Raw genomic sequence first — 19,069 nt, 5'->3', positions numbered from 1 at the left:
GCCGTGCAGATCGCCGCCGAACTCAGTTGCTGAGCGTGGAACGGCTCGGCATCGAGGGAGGCGGCTCCCAGGTCGCCGAGATCACCGGACCCGGCGAGAAGTATCGCTACGCTTAGGGGACTGCTGCACGGTCAGGTGACAGATTGACCTGCCCTACCGTTTGGGTTCCGGTGGTAGTGGGTTGTGAAAGATCTCGAGGTACTCGAAGATCGCGTTGGCGAGCTCGACCCGGGTCTTCCATTTGTTGCGATTGAGCAGCTCGATCTGCATCGATGCACCAGAAACTCTCCATCATCGCGTTGTCCAGCCCATCGCCGATGGTGCCGAAGGACGGCAGCGGACCTGCGGATCGGATCTTCTCGCCGAAGACCCAGGAAGTGAATTGAGCTGCGCCACCGCGCAGCGGCGCCCCGCCGAGGTGCACGAACGGTGACTGTGCGAGGTTTTCGGCTATTCCCCTGTGCGCCAACGAAAGACATACAGCGATAGGGCCTGTTGTCTTACACTGCTCTTGCTGCCAGCGGGAGGTCGATGTGTCTTCTGTCGCCATAACGGGTGCGACCGGCTTTCTCGGTCTTCACCTTGTTCGCGAGCTACTTGCTCGTAATCACGACCTCGTCGTGTTGACTCGCGATCCGGCCGCGCTGGATCGCATCACGCAATTCCTCCAGCTCGTGGGGCAACCACGCAGCCTGATCGATGCGCTGCCCCGCCGGATCCGCATAGTCGAATCGGACGTGTCGTTGCCACGACTCGGTCTTTCCCCCGGGGCGTTCCGCGACTTGGCCGATGCGATCGACGTCGTATGGCACAGCGCCGCAAGTATCAAAATGCACGACGATCTGAGCGCGCTCCGCCCGGTCAATGTCGCCGGCACCCGCCACGTACTCGACCTGGTGTCCGCCGGGGAACGCCAACCCCTGCTGTGCCACGTCAGCACCGCATTCGTGGCGGGCGCACGACGCGAGGGCGTGGTGTACGAGTCGGAACTGGACGGGACGGTCGGTTTCGAGAATGCTTACGAGCAGACGAAATTCGAGGCGGAAACACTGATACGAACGTGGTCCCGCCGCTACGGTCGGCCTGCTGTCGTGGTGCGGCCCAGCATATTGGTGACGAACCGCCCCCCGCAGGCGGGTCTACCGCCGCATCCCCTGCTGCCTCTGGGCCGGACCATCCGGGCGGCCGTCGGGCGCTTCTCCCCGACAACGTCCGGGGCTTCCCGAACGGTCGTGCGCGCCATCGGTCATCCGCAGGCGCACCTGAACTTCGTGCCGGTGGAGCGGGCCGCGCAGGTCATGGCGCGGTTGACCGACCTCGAGCACACCGGCCGGGTGGAGACTTACCACGTAGTGCACGGCCATGACGTCCCTGTGCGAGTGCTGATGGACGTCATGGAGGCGCTGGCTCCGCTGCGGCTGGTGATCGGATCGGCACCGCCCACCGAGCGGACCGCGCTGGAAGCGTTCCTCGACAGGACACCCACTTCGGGAATGCTGAGCCACCGTCGCCGGTATGACGACACGCGGATCGTCGCGCTGCTCGGCGGGCCCTCCTCGTCGGTCCGCATCGACTACGACTACCTGATGGCAGGCGTGGGAGCCGTACCAGCGGCCTCCTCCTGGACTTGATCTCGAGGAGGGAAACCATGGCGGAGGCCGCGTATGATCTGCTCAGCGCTCAGGCCAGAACCGATCCATACCCTGTACTCGGCAGGTTGCGCGAGAACCGGCCGGTGACATTCAGCGAGCAGCTTCATGCTTGGGTGGTCACTCGGTATGAGGATGTGCGTTTCGGGTTGGCCCATCCGGCCATCTCCGCGGACCGGATCAGCCCACGCCTCGCGCAGTTCCCCGCGGAGCAGCGGGACCGGTTCGAGCCGCTGTCCCGGGTGCTGCGCCGTTGGCCGCTGATGTTGGACCACCGTGAACACGCTCGTTTGCGCACGCCGGTCACGCGTGCGATGAGACCGAAGATCGTCGCCGGTTTCCAACCGCTGATACGCGATACCGCGCGGGCCATTCTGCGGGGGGCGGTGGAACGCGGCGGCATGGACGTCATCGCGGATCTGGCCCTGCCGCTGCCGCTGTACGTCACATCGCGGATCCTCGGCGTACCCGACAACATGGTCGAATTGCTCAAGCGGTGCGCTGTCGACATCGTCGATTTCTTCGGGGCGGCGCCTCATGCCTATCTGCCCCGGGCGGAGGCCGCGATGGACACCGTTCGGCAGACGACCGACCTGCTGCGCCCACTGGTGCGCGCCCGGCGCAGGGAACCGCGCGCGGATCTGCTGAGCGCTTTGGTCGACGACCCATCGCTGAGCGACGACGACATCGTCGCAGTCTGCCTGATGATGGTCTTCGCCGGATTCGAGACCACGAGCAATCTGATCGGTAACGGAATACTGCTGCTGCTGCTGCGGCATCCGGAGCAATTCGAGCAATTGCGTCGAGACCCGAGCAGAATCCGCGACGCGGTCAAGGAAGTCCTTCGATTCGAGAGCCCGGTCCAGCGGATCTCCCGCATGGCGACGGCGGAGTTGACGCTGCGGGACACACGGATCGGCAAGGGCAGCCTCATCTACTTCCACGCCGGCGCGGCCAACCGTGATCCCTCGGCCTTCCTGGAACCGGATCGCTTCGATATCGAACGTGGTAGTGACCGTCACCTCGCGTTCGGCCATTCGACCCATACCTGCCCTGGCTCCACGCTCGCACAAATGGAGGCAGAGATCGTGCTCGAGGAGCTGTGCCGGGCCGCGCCCGTTGTCCTGCTCGCCGGTGAGGAGATCCGGTGGCGGGAGAACTTGTCCGTCCGGTCCTTGGACTCATTGCCGGTTGGTTTCGGCCGATACCGCGCCGACCGCAGGGAGACAGCGTGACCGGCCGGCGTCACAGACCCAGCTGCCGGGCCATCGCGGGATCGCAGCGTTCCCCGACGACCGCGGACGTGGGTACCGCCGCCTCGATCGCGGCGAGATCCGCGGCGGACAGGACGAGCCCGGCCGCGTCGACGTTCTCCTCCAGATAGGACCTGCGCTTGGTTCCGGGAATCGCCACCACGTCCGGGCCTCGGTGATGCACCCATGACAGCGCCAGCTGAGCCGTGGTCACGCCATACCGGTCGGCGAGCGCCCGCAATCGGGCCGTGATCGGCAGGTTGCGTTCCAGATTCCCGTCGGCGAACCGCGGTTGCGTGATCCTCCGGAAGTCCAGCGGCCCGAAGTCCGCGGCCGAGGTGAACCGCCCGGTCAGGAAGCCGCGACCGAGCGGAGAGGCCGCCACCAGGCCGACGCCGAGTTCCCGGCAGGTGCTCAGGACGCCGTCGTGCTCGAGATCGCGGGTCCACAGTGACCACTCGCACTGCACGGCGGCGATCGGATGGGTCGCGTGCGCTCGCCGAATGGTCGCCGTCCCGGCCTCGGACAGACCCAGCTCGCGGACCTTGCCCTGGGTCACCAACTCCGCCATTGCGGCAACGGTTTCTTCGATCGGTACCGCCGGATCCACGCGGTGTTGGTAGTACAGATCGATATGGTCTACGCCGAGGCGTCGTAGCGAATCCTCGCACGCATGTCGCACGTGACGAGCGTCCCCGCGCACAGTTCTGGCGTATCCGTCGTCGGCGCGGACGAGACCGAACTTCGTAGCGATGATCACCTCGTCGCGGCGCCCGGCGATCACCCGGCCGATCAATTCCTCGTTGGCACCCCGGCCGTAGATGTCGGCGGTATCGAGGAGCGTGACACCGAGATCCAATGCGCGGCGGATGGTCGCCGCCGACTCGTAGTCGTCGGTCACTCCGTAGAATTCACTCATCCCTGCGCAACCAAGACCCTGAGCACCAACGGTCAAGCTACCCAAGCGGCGTGTGTCCACCGAGAACTCCCTTCAGTCAGGCGATCACCTCTTTCGTTGCACTACCGTCTTGCTGCGCATGAGGAACTCGGCGAGGTACCCGTCTTGCGGATACCCCGGCTCCATCGCGCACGTTGGATGGTTACCGACATGGACATTGCCGATCGACGGCTCGGCCATCAGGCGATCGATGAGATCGTCGTCGCAAGTGACCACTGTGAGCACAAGGGTGTTCCGCAGGGGCGCCAGACCGTCCGTCGGTGACCATGGGGCGACCCAGACACACGGGAAGGGCAGCTCCAGGGTGGCCTGGGGGGCGTCGGCCCGGTCCAGCTGGAACACCGCCGGGCGCAGCACAGCGCTGCCGTCGCCCAACGGGTCCACGATTCCGTCGTGGCCGAGCCACGTCCGGACGCTCTGCGCGTGGCGCAGCAGGTATTCCTCGATCACCCGCGCCTCCTCGAGCCGGCGTACGGGAAGCACGGCCCGATCGTCCTCCGGCGGCGAACTCGGCAGCTCCGCCAGCCGCGTGGCGAGAGCTTCGGCGAAGGGCGTGGGATCACCCTCGACGAAGACCGCCGTCGCGTTCACGCACGCGGTGCCACCGTCATGACTTACGGAGTACGCCACCATGTCCAGATGGTCGCGCCAGTCGTCACCAGTGAGCAGGATCTTCGACCTTCCGGCCGCGTGCGTCGCAACCGTACGGTCCGTCGCGTACCGACCGACCATGTCACGGCCGTACACCACGGCCAGGTCCGCGCCGCCGATCAGGGCATCGACGCCCTCCTGGTCGGTCGGCAGCAGCATCACCTGGTCGGCGCCGAAGCCGGCCGCCCGCAACGCGGCAACCAGCCGGTGCGGGGTGAACGGCTCGTGCCACGAGGGCCGCACGGCGACCCGATAGCCGAGTGCCAGCGCATCCAGCCACTGCGATTGCACCGCAGGGTGATTGCCTGCCGCACCGACCGCGAGGACATCGCCGCGCCGGGACCACCTGATGTGCCGGGTTTCCGGCTCCGAGCCGGAACGGATGCCGGAATCCTCGCCCGTCGCCGCGCGGGGACACGCATCGGCCGTGGCACGGTCCGCTCCCACGGCGCAGCTCTCGATCCACCGCGTCGCGCGTCGCACCACCGTGGCGGGTACCCCACTGACCCGGCAGACCAGGTACTGGTAATCCTCGGGTGACAATCCACCCAGAGAGGCCTCCGCGAACAGGCGACCCGCGCGGGCCAGCGCGGCCATTCGCTCGCGCGGCGGCGGGGTGGGCGCTGCGCGTAGGGCGGTGAGAGCGCGACTCACGAACACCGGTGGAGCCAGGCTCAGCTCCGCCGCCGGTGTGCCGGTCACGTCTTCGAGCGTATGGCGGGTGAGGGCGCGGAACGCACCCCGTGGACCGAGCACGTCGAGTTGCGCCGGGGCGGCCATCAATACACTCCCTCGATGACCGCTTCCCCGGCGAAGGAGGTCACCGAGCTGATGTCGGCAACGGAGTCACCGAGTTGTCCCACCGGCGGCTCGATCCGGATGGCCAGGTCGCGCTCTAAGTTGTTGGGCAGCAACATGGCACGGCTGACATGGTTCACGATCACCTGGCCGCGCTCGCCGTAGGCGACAGGCTCTCCGGTAGCGGTATCGACGACCGAGAGCACGATGTGTGGCGAGAAGGTGTCGAAGATACACCGCGCGTCGTCGGAACCAGGGCGTTCGATCGTGGTGCCGAGCATCGTGACGTTGCCGTAGTAGCCGTACAGTTCGACGCCGGGGAACACGTCGGTGCGCAGTACCCGGCGGGTGTCCGGATCCATTCGCGCTCCGCCCCAGACGATCAGCCGCACTTTCGCGTTGATCAGATCGACCAGTTCCTCGTCGCGGCACAGGCGCTCCAGCAGGGGAGGCGTGGATACCAGTACCCCGACCTGCTGACTGCGCAGAATGTGCGCGCTCTGCGCGATCAGATGGTCGACGTACCGATCCGCGATGTCGGTCTCGCCTGCGCCGATCGTCCTCTTCACCCACCGAGGGTCCATGTTGATGGAGAAACGGACGCCGCCCCGGCGGCGGACCAGTTCCGCGGTCCAGTCGCCGAACAGTTGCGGCCCGCTCGGAACCAGTGTCAGCCAGTTGACGTTACGCGGGTGGTCTCGTGCGTCCATGTCCCGCATCGCCCAAGTGATGACGCGGTCCATCCAGTCGGAGAGGAAGGGCAGGCGTTTGGGGCTGCCCGTGGTGCCCCCGCTCTCGTAGACACCGAAGACCGAGGCGCCTCCGCCGTATCCACGTGGGATCAGATGCTCCACCGGCACCGTACGCAGTTCGTCGACGACATTGGGAAACAGTCGAAGATCGGTGAGGGACCGCACATCGCGCACCGGGTCGAAGCCGAGGGTCGCGGCGCGCTGAAGCCAGAAGGTCGAGCCGGTGTCCGGCCCGAAGTGCCAGCGCATGGCGGCGGCCAAGAACTCGGCGGTGTCGGGCGTCTCTCCGATGGGCGTTTCCAGCACCGGCTCCGGAAAACTTGGCATGTGAAACCCTCTCGATACCAACGGTATTCGACTCGGTAACGCGATACGATATCAGTCATTCTTCTACGGCGATGCAGGTCCGAGGGCCCGATCGCGTGATTCGAAAGTTCTTGTCAGCGAACGCTGTAACAGATCGGTGATGTACCGGCCCACCAAGGGAGTGCGCGTTGAACCGTAGCGACGAGCCGCTCGTACACTCAGATCGTCTGTATCTCAACGACCTCGAATCCGGCGCCGTCGACGGCGAGCGGCGGCTCATCGAGCTGATCCGCGACGCGGCCGCCCGAGCGATCGGGAACGAGCGTGCCGCCATCCCGGTCGACAGAGCATTCTGGGACTCCGGCCTGGGATCGCTGGCCGGCGTGCGGCTGGCCAACCTCCTGGCCGAGGCGCTCGACGTGTCCATAGAGGCGAACGCCGTCTTCGAATATCCGACGCCACGAGCGCTGGCCGAGCACCTGCGGTCCGTACTGACTGCCTCGGACGCGGCAGCATCCGGAATCACCGAGGCCACGCTCCACGCCACACTGGCCGCCATCGACGAGCCGCTGGCGATCGTCGGTATGAGCTGTCGGCTGCCCGGTGCAGTGGCATCCCCCGACGACCTGTGGCGCCTGGTCACCGAGGAACGTTCGGCCGTGTCCCCCTTCCCGACGAATCGGGGCTGGGACCTGGACAACCTGTTCGACCCGGACCCGGACCGCGCGGGCACCTGCTACGTGCGGCGCGGCGGCTTCCTGGCCGATGCCGACATGTTCGACGCGGCGTTCTTCGGTATCTCTCCCCGCGAGGCGGTAGCGATGGACCCACAGCAGCGTCTCGTACTGGAAGCCGCCTGGGAGGTGCTCGAACACGCTCGCATCGACCCGACCACCCTGCGCGCTACCCCGACAGGCGTATACCTCGGGATGAGCACCTTCGGATACGACTCGCTGCCACAGGAGTCGGACACGGCCGGGCGATTCGTGGGTGCCTCCGACTCGTTCGCGGTCGCCTCCGGGCGTGTGGCCTACACATTCGGTTTCGAAGGCCCGGCTCTCACGGTGGACACCGCGTGCTCGTCGTCCCTGGTCGCGTTGCACCTGGCCGGTCAGGCACTGCGGGCAGGCGAGTGTTCGCTGGCCATCGCGGGAGGCGTGACGGTCCTCTGCACTCCGCAACCCTTCATACAGTTCAGCCGGCAACGCGCCCTGGCGCCGGACGCGCGATGCAAAGCGTTCGCCGCGGGCGCCGACGGAACCGTCTGGGGCGAGGGGGTGGCGATGCTGCTGGTCGAGCGGCTGACCGACGCCCGCAGACGCGGCCATCGGGTACTCGCCGTCGTCCGCGGGACGGCGGTCAATCAGGACGGCAGAAGCAACGGGTTGACCGCCCCGCACGGACCGGCTCAGCGCCGCGTCATCCGCCAGGCGCTGGCCAACGCCGCCCTGACGCCGAACGACATCGACATGGTCGAGGCCCACGGCACCGGAACGAAGCTGGGCGATCCGATCGAGGCACAGGCACTCATGGCGGTCTACGGCCGCGACCGTACCCCCGAGCGGCCGTTGTGGCTGGGCTCGGTGAAGTCGAATCTGACCCACACGGTGGCTGCCGCCGGAATCGCCGGCATCATCAAGACGGTGCAGGCCATGCGCCATGGAGTGCTGCCCAGGACGCTGCACGTCGACCGACCGGCGCCGCTGGACTGGTCGGCGGGCGGGCTGTCACTGTTGACCGGCACACGGCCGTGGCCGGAACTCGAAGCGCCGCGCCGCGCCGGGGTGTCCTCGTTCGGGATCAGCGGCACCAATGCGCACGTGATCCTCGAGGAAGCTCGCGAGCCCGACGGTGACACCGGCTCGCATCCGGTCGCGGCGCCCGAGCCCGGGACCGTGCCCTGGGTGGTGTCCGGTCGGGGTGCACTCGCGCGGCGCGCCCAAGCGGATCGGCTCGTCGGCCACCTGCGCTCTCGCCCGGACCTGTCGGTGGTGGACGTGGCCTACACGTTGGCTACCACTCGCACGGCGTTTCCGCACCGCGCCGTGGTGCTTGCCGCCGACCGGGACGGCTACCTCGAGGGCCTGGAGGCGATCGCCGAGGAGCGCGAGACGCCCGGAGTGATCCTCGGCACCGCCGTGACCGACCCCAAGATCGCGTTCTTGTTCACCGGTCAGGGCGCTCAACGCGCGGGTATGGGCCGGGAACTGTACGACCGGTCGCCGGTTTTCGCCGAGGCCCTCGACGCCGTTTGCGCGTATCTGGACCCGTTGCTGGACCGGCCGTTGTTGGAGGTCGTCTTCGCCGATGAGGGGTCACCGGACGCCGCGCTGCTCGCCCGAACCGACTTCACCCAACCAGCGCTGCTGGCTTGCGAGCTCGCGCTCTTCCGCCTCCTCGAGGTGGCGGGTCTACGGCCGGACGTGCTGTTCGGCCACTCCGTCGGAGAACTCGCCGCGGCGCATATCGCGGGGGTGCTCTCTCTGGCGGACACCTGCGCGCTGGTCGCGGCACGAGGCCGACTGATGCAGGAGCTGCCCGCGGGCGGCGCGATGCTGGCGGTGGCGGCGAGCGAGCAAGAAGCCGCCGAGGCACTGGCCGGTCACGAGCACGAGTTGGCGATCGCCGCGGTGAACGGTCCACGGGCTGTGGTGCTTTCCGGGGATGAGGAGGCAATCGCCGATCAGGCCGCGTACTGGGAGGCGTCGGGGCGTCGGACGCAGCGGCTGCGAGTCGGCCACGCCTTCCACTCTCCGCGGATGGGCGGCATGCTGGAGCGATTTCGGCAAGTGGCCGAGAAACTCTCCTATGCCCCGCCCAGTATCCCGCTCATCTCGAATGTCACCGGCGCTCCGCTCACAGCGGAACAGGCGTGTTCCCCGGCATACTGGGTTCGGCACGTCCGGGAAACAGTTCGCTTCCACGATGGGCTGCGCCGGATGGACGCCGACGGTGTGACCGGTTACCTGGAAGTCGGCCCGGATGGCGTGCTGACCGCGCTGGTCCGCGATTGCCTGCCCGAGGCACAGTCGTTCGGCCCGGTCCTGAGCCGCCGCAGGCCCGAGGCCTCGGCCGTAGCGACCGCACTGGCCAGGGCGCACGTCCACGGCGTGACGCTGCACTGGGACACCCTCTTCGCCTCGCTACGGCCACGGCAGGTGGACCTGCCCACGTATGCCTTCCAGCGTCATCGGTACTGGCCCGAGGGAACGGCGGTCGGACGCCGAGCCGTCCCCGTCGCCCCCGCTGTCGCCGACCACCCGTGGTTGACGGCTCCGGTCGAACTCGCCGGCTCGGGCGGGCACGTCTACAGCGGCCGACTGACCCACAGGACCGACCCATGGCTCGCCGAACACGCCATCGGAGGCACTGCGGTGTTCCCCGGCACGGCACTGCTCGAGCTGGCATCACACGCCGGCGAACGACTCGGCTGTGGTCGCCTGGACGAGCTCATCCTGCACGAGCCGCTGCCGGTGCCCGAGGAATGCGAGGTGCTCCTCCAAGTCGAGGTCGGTCCACCAGGCGAGAGCGGGGACCGGCAGCTGACCATCTACGCTCGGCCCGAAGTCGACCTGGGTTCCGCCGAACCTGGTCCGTGGACACGGCACGCGACCGGCACCGTGGCCCCCGTCACCGGGCTACCGTCCGAGGCGTCGGCGTGGTCGCACGGTGGGGATGAGCAGTGGCCCCCACCGAGTGCTGTACAGATCCCTCTCGACGATCTCTATCGACAACTGGCCGAACGGGAGATGGACTACGGGCCGGCTTTCCGTGGCCTTCGGGCCGCCTGGCAGCTGGAAACGGACGTGTATGTGGAGGCGAGTCTCCCGGAGGGGCTGCCCCCGCGCGGGTTCGGCGTACATCCCGCACTGCTCGACACAGTGCTGCACGCGACTCGGTTCGCGGTGGCACGGTTCGCCGACGGACCGGCCGAACTGTGGCTGCCGTTCTCGTGGAGCGGCGTCGCTCGGTACGCACCCGGCGCTTCCGTGCTGCGGGCCAGGCTCCGGCCAGGTAGGACCGACACCAAGGACTCGATCGAGCTGTCCCTCACCGTGACAGACGAGGCCGGCAGACCGGTCATCGAGGCCGCCTCGCTTGTTCTGCGACCGGCGATGCCGGCCGGAGTGGGCAAGCAATCCGCCGCCGAAGCCCTGTTCCGGCTGGACTGGGTCCGTGCCCCCCAGCCGGACGCAGGGGCATGTTCCGATGACTGCACCTACGCCGTGTTGGGTCCCGATCGACTCCCTATGGCGGCGGCGCTCGAAGCGAACGGGCACTCGGTCGTGGCGTCGCCCGACTGGTCGGCGCTCGTCCTCTCGGTGGCCGGTGGGACCCCCGTACCGGATGTCGTGCTGGTTCCGTACGTCGGCGTGGAAGAGGACAGCACGCTGCTCCGGCGAACACACGCCATGAGCGCCCAGATCTTGCACCTGCTCCAGGCCTGGCTCGCAGATGATCGCTTCGCCGGAACTCGACTTGTCGTAGTGACCCGAGAGGCAGTGGCCGCCATCTCAGGAGATCGCGTGGAAGGCCTTGCCTGCGCGCCTATCTGGGGACTGGTCCGGGTCGCGCAGACCGAGAACCCCGAGCGGATCCTGCTGCTCGACGTGGAGAAGGGCGCCGATCTACCGCAAGCGCTGGCCGCGGCGCGCGCGTCCGGACAGCCGCAGTCGGCCTTCCGGGCAAACGCACTCTACGTGCCTCGACTGGTACGTGCGGACATCGCGTCCGACGAGATCCGGCGGCCCGCCGACGGCTCACCGTGGCGTCTCGCTCCCACGGAGCCGGGCGATCTCGACCGATGGACCCTCGAATCACGGTCGTCCGGTCCGCTTCGGGCGGGCCAGGTCCGGATCTCGGTGCGAGCGGCAGGCATCAACTTTCGCGATGTGATGATCGCCTTGGACATCTACCCGGGCGAGGCCACGATGGGGCGCGAGGCAGCCGGGGTGGTGACAGAGGTGGGTCCCGGGGTCACCGGATTCGGTCAGGGCGATCGGGTGATGGGTGTGGTCTCAGGGGCGTTCGCGTCATCGGTCGATGCCGACCACCGGGCCCTGGTCCGGATCCCCGCCGGCTGGTCATTCGCCCAGGCAGCCGGATTCCCTATCGCCTTCCTGACGGCCCACTACGCCTTGTTCGACCTGGCGGGCCTGACGCGGGGGGAATCGGTTCTCATCCATTCCGCCGCCGGTGGGGTGGGCATGGCCGCCCTGCAACTGGCCCGGCACATCGGGGCCGAGGCGTATGCCACGGCCAGTCCCGGCAAATGGGAAGCCCTGTACGGGTATGGCATCGACGACCGGCACATGGCCTCTTCGCGCACGCTCGAGTTCGAAGAACACTTCCGGCGCACAACCGCTGGGCATGGAGTCGACGTGGTGCTCAATGCCCTGTCTCGGGAATTCACAGACGCCTCGTTACGCCTGCTACGCCAGGGCGGGCGCTTCATCGAGATGGGCAAGACCGACGTCCGTGATCCTCGAACCGTCACCGCCGAGCATCCCGGGGTGAGCTACCAACCCTTCGACCTAGGAGACCTCGAACCATCCCGCCTCGAGGAAATGTTCGCCGAGCTCCTCGTTCTGATCGAGGACGGAGCGATCCGCCCGCTGCCGATTCACGCCTGGGACATCCGGCAGGCAGGTGAGGCACTGCGATTCGTCAGCCAAGCTCGGCACACCGGCAAGGTAGTACTGACCGTCCCGGTCGAGCCGAATCCCGAGAGAACCGTGCTCATCACCGGAGGCACCGGCACGCTCGGGACCCTCCTCGCCCGACACCTCGCGACCGCACACGGAGTGCGCCGACTGGTACTGGCCGGGCGGAGCGGAACGACGGCCGAAACCGCACCTGATCTCGCCACCGAACTGGCCGCGGTCGGCGCCGAAATCCGCATCGTCTCCTGCGATGTCTCGGTTCGAGAAGAAGTCGCCGCGCTACTGGCATCGGTACCCTCACTGGGTTCTATCGTGCACGCGGCGGGCGCCGTGGACGATGGGACACTCGAATCGCTCGACACCGACAAATTGGAGCGGGTACTGCGGCCGAAGCTCGATGCCGCCGTCCACCTGCACGAGCTGACCCGCGACCTCGACCTGGCGGAGTTCATCATGTTCTCGTCCGGCGCGGGCCTGTTCGGCAACGCGGGCCAAGCGAACTACGCCGCCGCCAACACTTTCCTGGACGCCATGGCCTACCACCGTCGCGCAGAAGGACTCCCCGCCTGCGCGGTGGCCTGGGGCCTGTGGGCGCCGCCTTCGCGGATCAGTAGCGGGGTGGACCGCATCAGGCGGCAACGCATCACCCGTGGCGGGATGGTGCCGCTGTCCGTCACCGAAGGCTTGGCCCTGTTCGACGCGGCCAGAGGTAGCGCACGAGCGATGACGGCCGCGACGCGGTGGAACCTGGCGGCTATGCGCTCATCCCATCTCGAACAGCCACTGCTGCTGCGCGATCTCGTTCCGCGACGCGGCGGCCCTGTCGGCGTGCCGGTACACCACGACAGCCCATCCTCCTGGGCCCAGCGGTTCGCAGGAGCCACCGCGGCGGAACAAGACCGTCTCGTGCTGGAATTGGTTCGCACTCAGGCAGCCGATGTCCTGGGATACCCCGCCGGCCACACGGTCGCTCCTGACGAAAAGTTCCAAGACCTCGGCTTCGACTCACTCACCACCGTGGAACTCCGTAACCGCCTGAACCGAATTGCCGGCCTACGCGTGGGAACCGATGCGTTGTTCGACCATCCGAATTCCATAGCGTTGGCGCGCCAACTGGGCAAAGAACTTCTGCGGAGCAGAAGTACCACCGGATCGGCCTTTGAAACGATCGAAGTTCCTCACTCCAGCGCCGATACCGCGGTGGAAGGGTTCGCAGATCGATAATCCGCAGCAGCGGTGACGGCGGCAGCGTATTCGGCGATCTCGGTCGGCCACGGAAGTGATTCCGTCCGGCGCGGCTCCGCCGGACGATACCGCCGTCTCGCCTACGCCCGAACTCGCGGCAGTTGTAGCCAACGCTGCCACTGGTTCGGTTACAACTGCGAACCCGAACTTCACCGGCGAACCCGCCAAGTCGCTACAAGAACCCACCAGCACAACGCCTTTACGAAATCAGCGACGCCATTGATCGATTCCCGACTTCTGGTAAGCATGCTGTATGACCACCGCCGAGCCCTCTGCCGCCACGGAACTCGGAAACCACTCGTGCAGGCAGGTATGCGCGTTGGGAACGATACCCGAATGTATAGATTTCTCTCTGTGGTCCCGGCCGCCGCCGGGACCACAGAGAGAATAAGGGCGCCTAATGGCGGACGACGACTCTCCCGAGACCCCTGCGGATCACCGGCCGGGAGACGGATCGACCACCCAACTTCCCGCCGAGTCCGGCGAGTCGTTGAAAAAATATTCGTGGATGGAGGCGAGGATGACCTCGCGCGCGATCAGTCCGTCGTCGTCGCGATCGAAATGACGGATGATCTCGTCGATCTCCGGCTGCGAATGGTTCAGCAGGGAACCGGCCCAGAGGGTGAACTCGGTCGCGGTCAGCTTTCCGTCACGATCGGCGTCGGCGATGTCCAGAGCCGCGTTGATCAAGGGAAGGTAATCTTCTTCGAATGAGTCGACCGTCTCCAACGAGCCCGCCAGGGACGCTTCTTTGAACTCTGCTTCGCTTACCTTACCGTCGTTGTTCGCGTCGCAATGAGCGACCAGTCGATCCCACACGGCGAAATTCAATTCCGCGACCCGTTGCACCTCGGGGTCATCGGGTTCCCGTCCGAAGGCCTGTCCCATACGTTCGACCGCGAGGGCGAAGTCGCGGCGCTCGATGACGCCGTCTCCGTTCACGTCGTAGGCATGGAAGCGCTTGCTGAGTTTGCGGTCGAGAAAATCAGAGATCATGTTCTTGAACACTCTTTCTCTCTTGACATTACAGCCGAGAAGCGGACTCGTCCTGGACACGACCGAGTACCGATCAAGCATATCGAGTGCCTAGGCATGCTTGGGGATAAATGCCTGAATCACTGGCCCGTAGCTGTGGGATCAACGAGTGGATGTACTGGCGTGCGCGGTCGGTACGGGAGGTTGGTGTCGAGATTCGGTGCAACCGAATGCGCTCCGAATCTCGATGTCCGCGATCTGATAGTCGGCAACGAACTCCGGCGACGTCCCGACCGTGTTCCGATCAGTATGCGCCTGTATCGACCGGCCACGCGGAAACAGCTCCTGCTTGGTCTATGCGCACGGTGGTGGCTGGACGATCGGCGACGTGGACACTCATGACTGGATCTGCCACACCATCGCGGCGCACGCGAAGTGCGCCGTCGCATCGGTGAACTATCGTCGGGCGCCGGAACACCGATTCCCTCTCCCCCTCGACGACGTCTGCACAGCCATCGACTGGGCATGCTCCCCGGCCGCGGCAGAACTCGGCATCGATCCACACCGCATGGCGGTCGGTGGCGACAGCGCAGGTGGAACCTGGCCACCGCCAGCTGTCTTCGACTCCGGCAATCCGGCATCGCGATCGCACACCAGCTGCTGATACTCCCTGTAGTGGACTCGAATCCAACTCAATGGGCAAGCTACGCGCAGTACGCCGAGGGCTACTCGATGACCGCGGCGGACATGATCTGGTACTTCGACCAGTACTGCTCGGATTCACCGTGGGATCGTCCCACCCTGGCGGTCGATGGCGCACCGGCGAGGACGGCTACGACCGGTACACCCTGACCGCCCCCGTGACCTTCGCGGTGGATGCTGAGGAACTGTTCCGCCGGGCGCAGCCATATGTAGGCACCCTGACGGTAAAGAAAGGGTCCCGAGAACCCGCAGGCCCCACATTTTGGGCGTACCGCCCTAATCCATTTCAGGGGTCACCCCGAGCTCTTGGTGCGGATCACCGACCCGGACGCCGATGGCAAGTTCGTCCTCACCATCGACGGGCAGCGAACGGGAGATCGCCGCCGAGCGGGCCTTGCACGTGTGGATGCGCGCCAAGCAGCGCCGCCAGCGCAAACGTGTGCTCCGTGCCGAGTTGCAGGACGCGGATCGTGACCGTCGCGCCGCGTCCGCGGTCGAGCATAAGGATGCCGCCGAGGGGCGCTGGCACCGGCGCGCTCGCGCACAGCGGCGGCGCGAAACGAATCCTGATGTGCTGGAGGTGATGCTGCACCGTCGTGCGACCCGCTCGTCGTGGCGGCTGCGATCCCGACACTCCGGTGTGCAGCGGCCACGACGCGCAGCTGCGCGGCGCCCTCGCAGGAGCCAGCCCCGGCTACTCCATTGACCTGCGTTGGCGCAATCCCCAGGACAACCGCCGCGAACGCCGGATCAAATACCCCGCCGGACCCATCGCCACTCCAGACTCGCCCATGCATAGGCCCTACCGGGTAGTGCCGATGCCGCCGCGGCCGGCAGGCCGGCTCCGCGAGTCGGGGTCCCGGTAGTTTTCGCCGAAAATCGGTCGGATATGCCGTAACCGGTTGGTAGAGAGTCGGTTTCGCGTTCAGGCTGCGGGAGGTTTGGGTGGTTGGCGCTTTGCTTGGCTGCCGATGAGGTCGGTTGGCGTGGTGGAGATAGATGCGCCGCGAAGGCCGACCCATCGACGACGAGGTGCTCGCCCACATCTCACCGCGCACGTTTCCCTGCAGCAGATTCATGAGTTGGTGGGCGTTCGGCCGCGCTGAGCCGACCCGTGATCACTCCGTGGAGTACCTGTAGCGGCAGGTACTCCACGCCAGCCTTGCAATCAATGCCACAACTCCGAAAACAACCGTGCTGTCACGGTCAACACAGTCCTCTTCGGCCGCCCTGTCCTCGACACCGACGGAACCTACGCGTAGCCAACGTGTTTCAGGCGCGGCGCAGTAGTGTCACGCTTTAGACTTCCCGTCATGTTGAAGTATCTGATCAGTGGGGCGATGATCGCGGCCTTCTCCTTCGGCGCGGCTGGTACGGCGGCGGCTGATGAAACCGTTGGCTACTACCCCACTCACGGAACTTGTGTCGCGAATGGGGTGGCTGAATTCGGTCAAGAAGGGCTGGGTAAGACCTGGTTCTGCCGTCAGAGTGGTAGCCAGTTCGAACTGTTTCGCCGCTGAGGGGATACAGGATCGGGGTGGTTCCGCGCCCGCGATGAGATCGATGCCGCCGCACCCGCCCGGAGGCCGATGGGGTCTCTCGGTGACTGACTACCAGCTAGTAGCTGTTTCAGACGCTGCAAAGTGCTGACGGGCGTCGCTATCTCGCCGAATCGACAACCCATCCCCGTGGTGTCGTGCAACGAGTGTCGGCGCAGTTCCGACGTGGCCCGACCCCAGCGCTGCCGCACCCTCCCTCAACGGGAGGGCTTGCCACCCGATCTGCTCAGGAAACTCCCGCGGCCCGCGCCAACTCCTCGTCCGCTAACACCCGCGTCGCCACGAAACCCGACCTCCAGCACACCGACCGACCTCATCGGCAGTCAAGCCAAGCACCAACCAAGCCCATCCGCTGCAGGACATCTTCGCTGGTCAAGCCATTGTCGTTGTTTTCCGCGCGGTTACTACCGGAACCCGTTTCAGTACAGCTTTCGCATCCAACCACAGCTAGCTGTGCTGTCTCATGAGGTTGGTTCCACGGTGGTGATCTCGAACGTCAACTGTCCGAAGGCAGCACCGCTCACGTGCCCAGCCGCCCCTGATCCGTTCGAATCCACTCCGAGGTTCCGTCCGGGTGACGATGGAACTCCCAGGCGGTATAGTCGCCATCCTTCTCCACCACCTTGACGTGATCGGCGAAGCCGTCGTGATCGACGTCGGTCCACACCTGCATGGCATCGTCGCCGGTGATGGTCATGCTGTCGAGCAGACCGTCTTGGTCGATGTCCTGGGTAGGATGGTGCAGTTCAACGGCGCCGAGGCCGCCTAATTCGGAGTGCGCGTCGATATGCGGTAGATCCAGGCCCGGCAGATCACCCGACGTGACCATGGCCCCTACTTTCGGGCACCATGCATTCGAAGAACTCGGCCAGCATCGGCCCAGAGTATCGAGGTCTTGGCCGCCATTCAATACCTTGTACCACTGGTCGCCGAATTCGAAGCCAACCTGGGCCACCTGCGCACCCGCGAAGGCATGGCCAAGGCCGCGTCAAGGGCCGCCTCAAAGGCAAACAACCGAAACAGCCACTCGCAGCACCCAAAACGATCCATCGCCGCTACCACAACCCCGACGACGACGCTAACCTGCCCGACCTCGCCGCAGAAGACAGCGTCGGCCGCCCCACCATCCACCGCATCATCAGCAGCACCACCCCGCCCCGGACCTGACGCTCGCGCCCGTTGCGACTAATCCCGCCACCACCCGGCGCCAAACCGGACACCGGCAGCCCGACGTCACCGCTGGTCAAGCCCACTTTGTTATTTTTCGCGCGACTACTACCGGAACCCGGAGAAACCGGCCGCGGTCGAAGCCTGCATGGCACCGTAGGACGGCAGCCACCGCACAAAATCGCTGTCCGCCCCGATACTGGCGATGGGGTTCTGCACGACCATGTCGAAGCAGCTGATCATCGCGATCGCGAACATGCCCTCCACCTCCCGGCGCAGCAGCGCGCCGAGGGCGACACCCAGCGCCCCGGAGGTCATCGCGTCCCAGAAAAGCGCCGGCCAACAGGGCCGGCTGCTGCGGCGACCAAGAAAGGCAGATGGCCATGGTGGCGTAGACGCTGACCACCGCCGCGGCCACCACCAGGCAAGCGATTTTCGCCAAACCCAAAGCAACCCGGGGATACCCGGCCATACACAAACGCCGGTCGAACGCCCCGCTGCTGAACATCGCCGCGAACGTCATGAACCCGATGATCAGACAGACCGCGGTCAGGGCTCCGGAAATCTGAGCGAGCTCATTGCCGTGGGCCTGCACGACCACCCCGGTGTCCCGAAGCCGGAACGGTACCTGCCCGGACTCGACCGCCGCTGAGCACCTGGCCACCGAGAACTCTGGGAGTCGAGGTGTACGCGATACGGCAGTACGAGTTCGGTGCGCCAGAACGGCTGTTGTGCGCGTCGGTGCCCGACCCGGTACCGGGTGCATGGCAGATACCGGTCGAGGTGCACGCGGCCGGGGGCGCACCTGATCGATTCGGTGCTCCGCGCCGGAGACGCCGGGGTCCGGTTCCGCCGCCGCGGCTGCCGATGACGCTGGGGCAAGAGGTGGCCGGTGTCGTCACCGGGCTGGGCGTCGAGGTCGATGGGCGGTGGCTGGGCCGGGCTGTGGTGGTCCCTCTCGGAGCGGCGGCGGAGCTGGTTACGCCGTACCGGCCGTGGCCGATACCGCTGGCCTGCACGAGATACCCGACGGCGCCGGGTTATCGCGTACCGACCAGGTAGCGCTGCAGTGTGGGGCCGAGCCATTCGATGATGGCTTCGCGGGAGAGATCGACCACCGGCGGTATGAACAGCACATACCGGCACAGCGCCAAGCCGAGTGCCTGGGAGGCTGCGAGCCCGGCCCGGGCCGGGGCCCCGGCGGGATCGCCGGTGAGTTCGGCGATCATCGGGACCAGTTGAGCGGCGAAGATCCCGCGCATCCGCTCGGCGCTGTCGGTATCGGTGACCGCGGTCCGCAGCAGGATCCGCAGCGCCTCGTCGCCCTCCCACCGATCGGCGATGTGGGCGGCCAGGGCCTGGCCCACCCGGTCGGGCGGCAGGACTGTCAT

12 protein-coding genes and 2 pseudogenes are annotated in these 19,069 nt (G+C 66.5%); 5 read left to right on the top strand and 9 right to left on the bottom strand.

Features of this window, described 5'->3' with window-relative positions; translation table 11 throughout:
- Window positions 1–180: 180 nt before the first annotated feature.
- Window positions 181–388 (bottom strand): annotated as a pseudogene (locus ON19_RS31810) (IS3-like element ISAar24 family transposase); the annotation flags it as partial.
- A gap of 145 nt (window positions 389–533) precedes the next feature.
- On the opposite strand from ON19_RS31810, the gene ON19_RS31805 reads away from it, so the two are divergent.
- Window positions 534–1,631 (top strand): SDR family oxidoreductase, encoded by a 1,098-nt coding sequence (locus ON19_RS31805; RefSeq protein ID WP_043701254.1) that lies wholly within the window; start codon window positions 534–536, stop codon window positions 1,629–1,631.
- A 17-nt stretch (window positions 1,632–1,648) separates the two neighbouring features.
- Entirely contained in the window at window positions 1,649–2,884 is a 1,236-nt protein-coding gene (locus ON19_RS31800; protein ID WP_051169503.1) for a cytochrome P450, read from the top strand.
- A 10-nt stretch (window positions 2,885–2,894) separates the two neighbouring features.
- Here ON19_RS31800 and ON19_RS31795 read toward each other — a convergent pair whose 3' ends face one another.
- From ON19_RS31795 to ON19_RS31785, 3 genes are read right to left on the bottom strand one after another with little or no spacing between them, the layout of a single operon-like run.
- Window positions 2,895–3,881 (bottom strand): aldo/keto reductase, encoded by a 987-nt coding sequence (locus ON19_RS31795; RefSeq protein ID WP_043701251.1) that lies wholly within the window; start codon window positions 3,879–3,881, stop codon window positions 2,895–2,897.
- A gap of 24 nt (window positions 3,882–3,905) precedes the next feature.
- The gene (locus tag ON19_RS31790) at window positions 3,906–5,291 is read right to left on the bottom strand and encodes an aldehyde dehydrogenase family protein (protein ID WP_043701248.1); all 1,386 of its coding nucleotides are present in this window, start codon (window positions 5,289–5,291) and stop codon (window positions 3,906–3,908) included.
- Window positions 5,291–6,388, bottom strand: coding sequence for an AMP-binding protein (locus ON19_RS31785; protein WP_043701246.1), 1,098 nt, complete (start codon window positions 6,386–6,388; stop codon window positions 5,291–5,293). Before ON19_RS31785 ends, ON19_RS31790 begins: the two co-directional genes overlap by 1 nt.
- A 167-nt stretch (window positions 6,389–6,555) precedes the next feature.
- Here ON19_RS31785 and ON19_RS31780 point away from each other — a divergent pair, with 167 nt between their 5' ends.
- Complete coding sequence (locus ON19_RS31780) at window positions 6,556–13,254, top strand: type I polyketide synthase (RefSeq protein ID WP_051169502.1); 6,699 nt, start codon at window positions 6,556–6,558, stop codon at window positions 13,252–13,254.
- 456 nt (window positions 13,255–13,710) lie between these two features.
- Here the strand turns inward: ON19_RS31780 and ON19_RS31775 are convergent, their stop codons facing one another.
- The gene (locus tag ON19_RS31775; protein WP_051169501.1) at window positions 13,711–14,283 is read right to left on the bottom strand and encodes an EF-hand domain-containing protein; all 573 of its coding nucleotides are present in this window, start codon (window positions 14,281–14,283) and stop codon (window positions 13,711–13,713) included.
- 262 nt (window positions 14,284–14,545) lie between these two features.
- Here ON19_RS31775 and ON19_RS44860 point away from each other — a divergent pair.
- Window positions 14,546–15,102: pseudogene (locus ON19_RS44860) on the top strand (alpha/beta hydrolase).
- Between the two features lie 199 nt (window positions 15,103–15,301).
- Here the strand turns inward: ON19_RS44860 and ON19_RS31765 are convergent.
- Window positions 15,302–15,544: a hypothetical protein gene (locus ON19_RS31765; RefSeq protein ID WP_043701243.1), complete on the bottom strand. Its 243-nt coding sequence runs from the start codon at window positions 15,542–15,544 to the stop codon at window positions 15,302–15,304.
- A gap of 721 nt (window positions 15,545–16,265) precedes the next feature.
- On the opposite strand from ON19_RS31765, the gene ON19_RS42385 reads away from it, so the two are divergent.
- Entirely contained in the window at window positions 16,266–16,472 is a 207-nt protein-coding gene (locus ON19_RS42385; RefSeq protein WP_157229925.1) for a hypothetical protein, read from the top strand.
- 559 nt (window positions 16,473–17,031) lie between these two features.
- Here the strand turns inward: ON19_RS42385 and ON19_RS31760 are convergent.
- The 3 genes from ON19_RS31760 to ON19_RS31745 form a co-directional block, all read right to left on the bottom strand.
- The gene (locus ON19_RS31760; protein ID WP_227954802.1) at window positions 17,032–17,466 is read right to left on the bottom strand and encodes a DUF6802 family protein; all 435 of its coding nucleotides are present in this window, start codon (window positions 17,464–17,466) and stop codon (window positions 17,032–17,034) included.
- A gap of 320 nt (window positions 17,467–17,786) precedes the next feature.
- Window positions 17,787–17,996 carry a hypothetical protein gene (locus tag ON19_RS39375; protein ID WP_051169499.1) on the bottom strand — a complete coding sequence of 70 codons (210 nt, stop codon included), beginning with the start codon at window positions 17,994–17,996 and terminating at the stop codon, window positions 17,787–17,789.
- Window positions 17,997–18,718: 722 nt separating this feature from the next.
- The coding region (locus tag ON19_RS31745; RefSeq protein ID WP_043701237.1) for a TetR/AcrR family transcriptional regulator at window positions 18,719–19,069 on the bottom strand (351 nt) is incomplete at its 5' end.

The organism is Nocardia abscessus NBRC 100374 (assembly GCF_000308455.1).
In the GTDB taxonomy this organism is placed as follows: Bacteria; Actinomycetota; Actinomycetes; order Mycobacteriales; family Mycobacteriaceae; genus Nocardia; species Nocardia abscessus.
The sequence above is the reverse complement of the archived record's forward strand: the minus strand, read 5'-3'. Positions and strand labels throughout refer to the sequence as shown.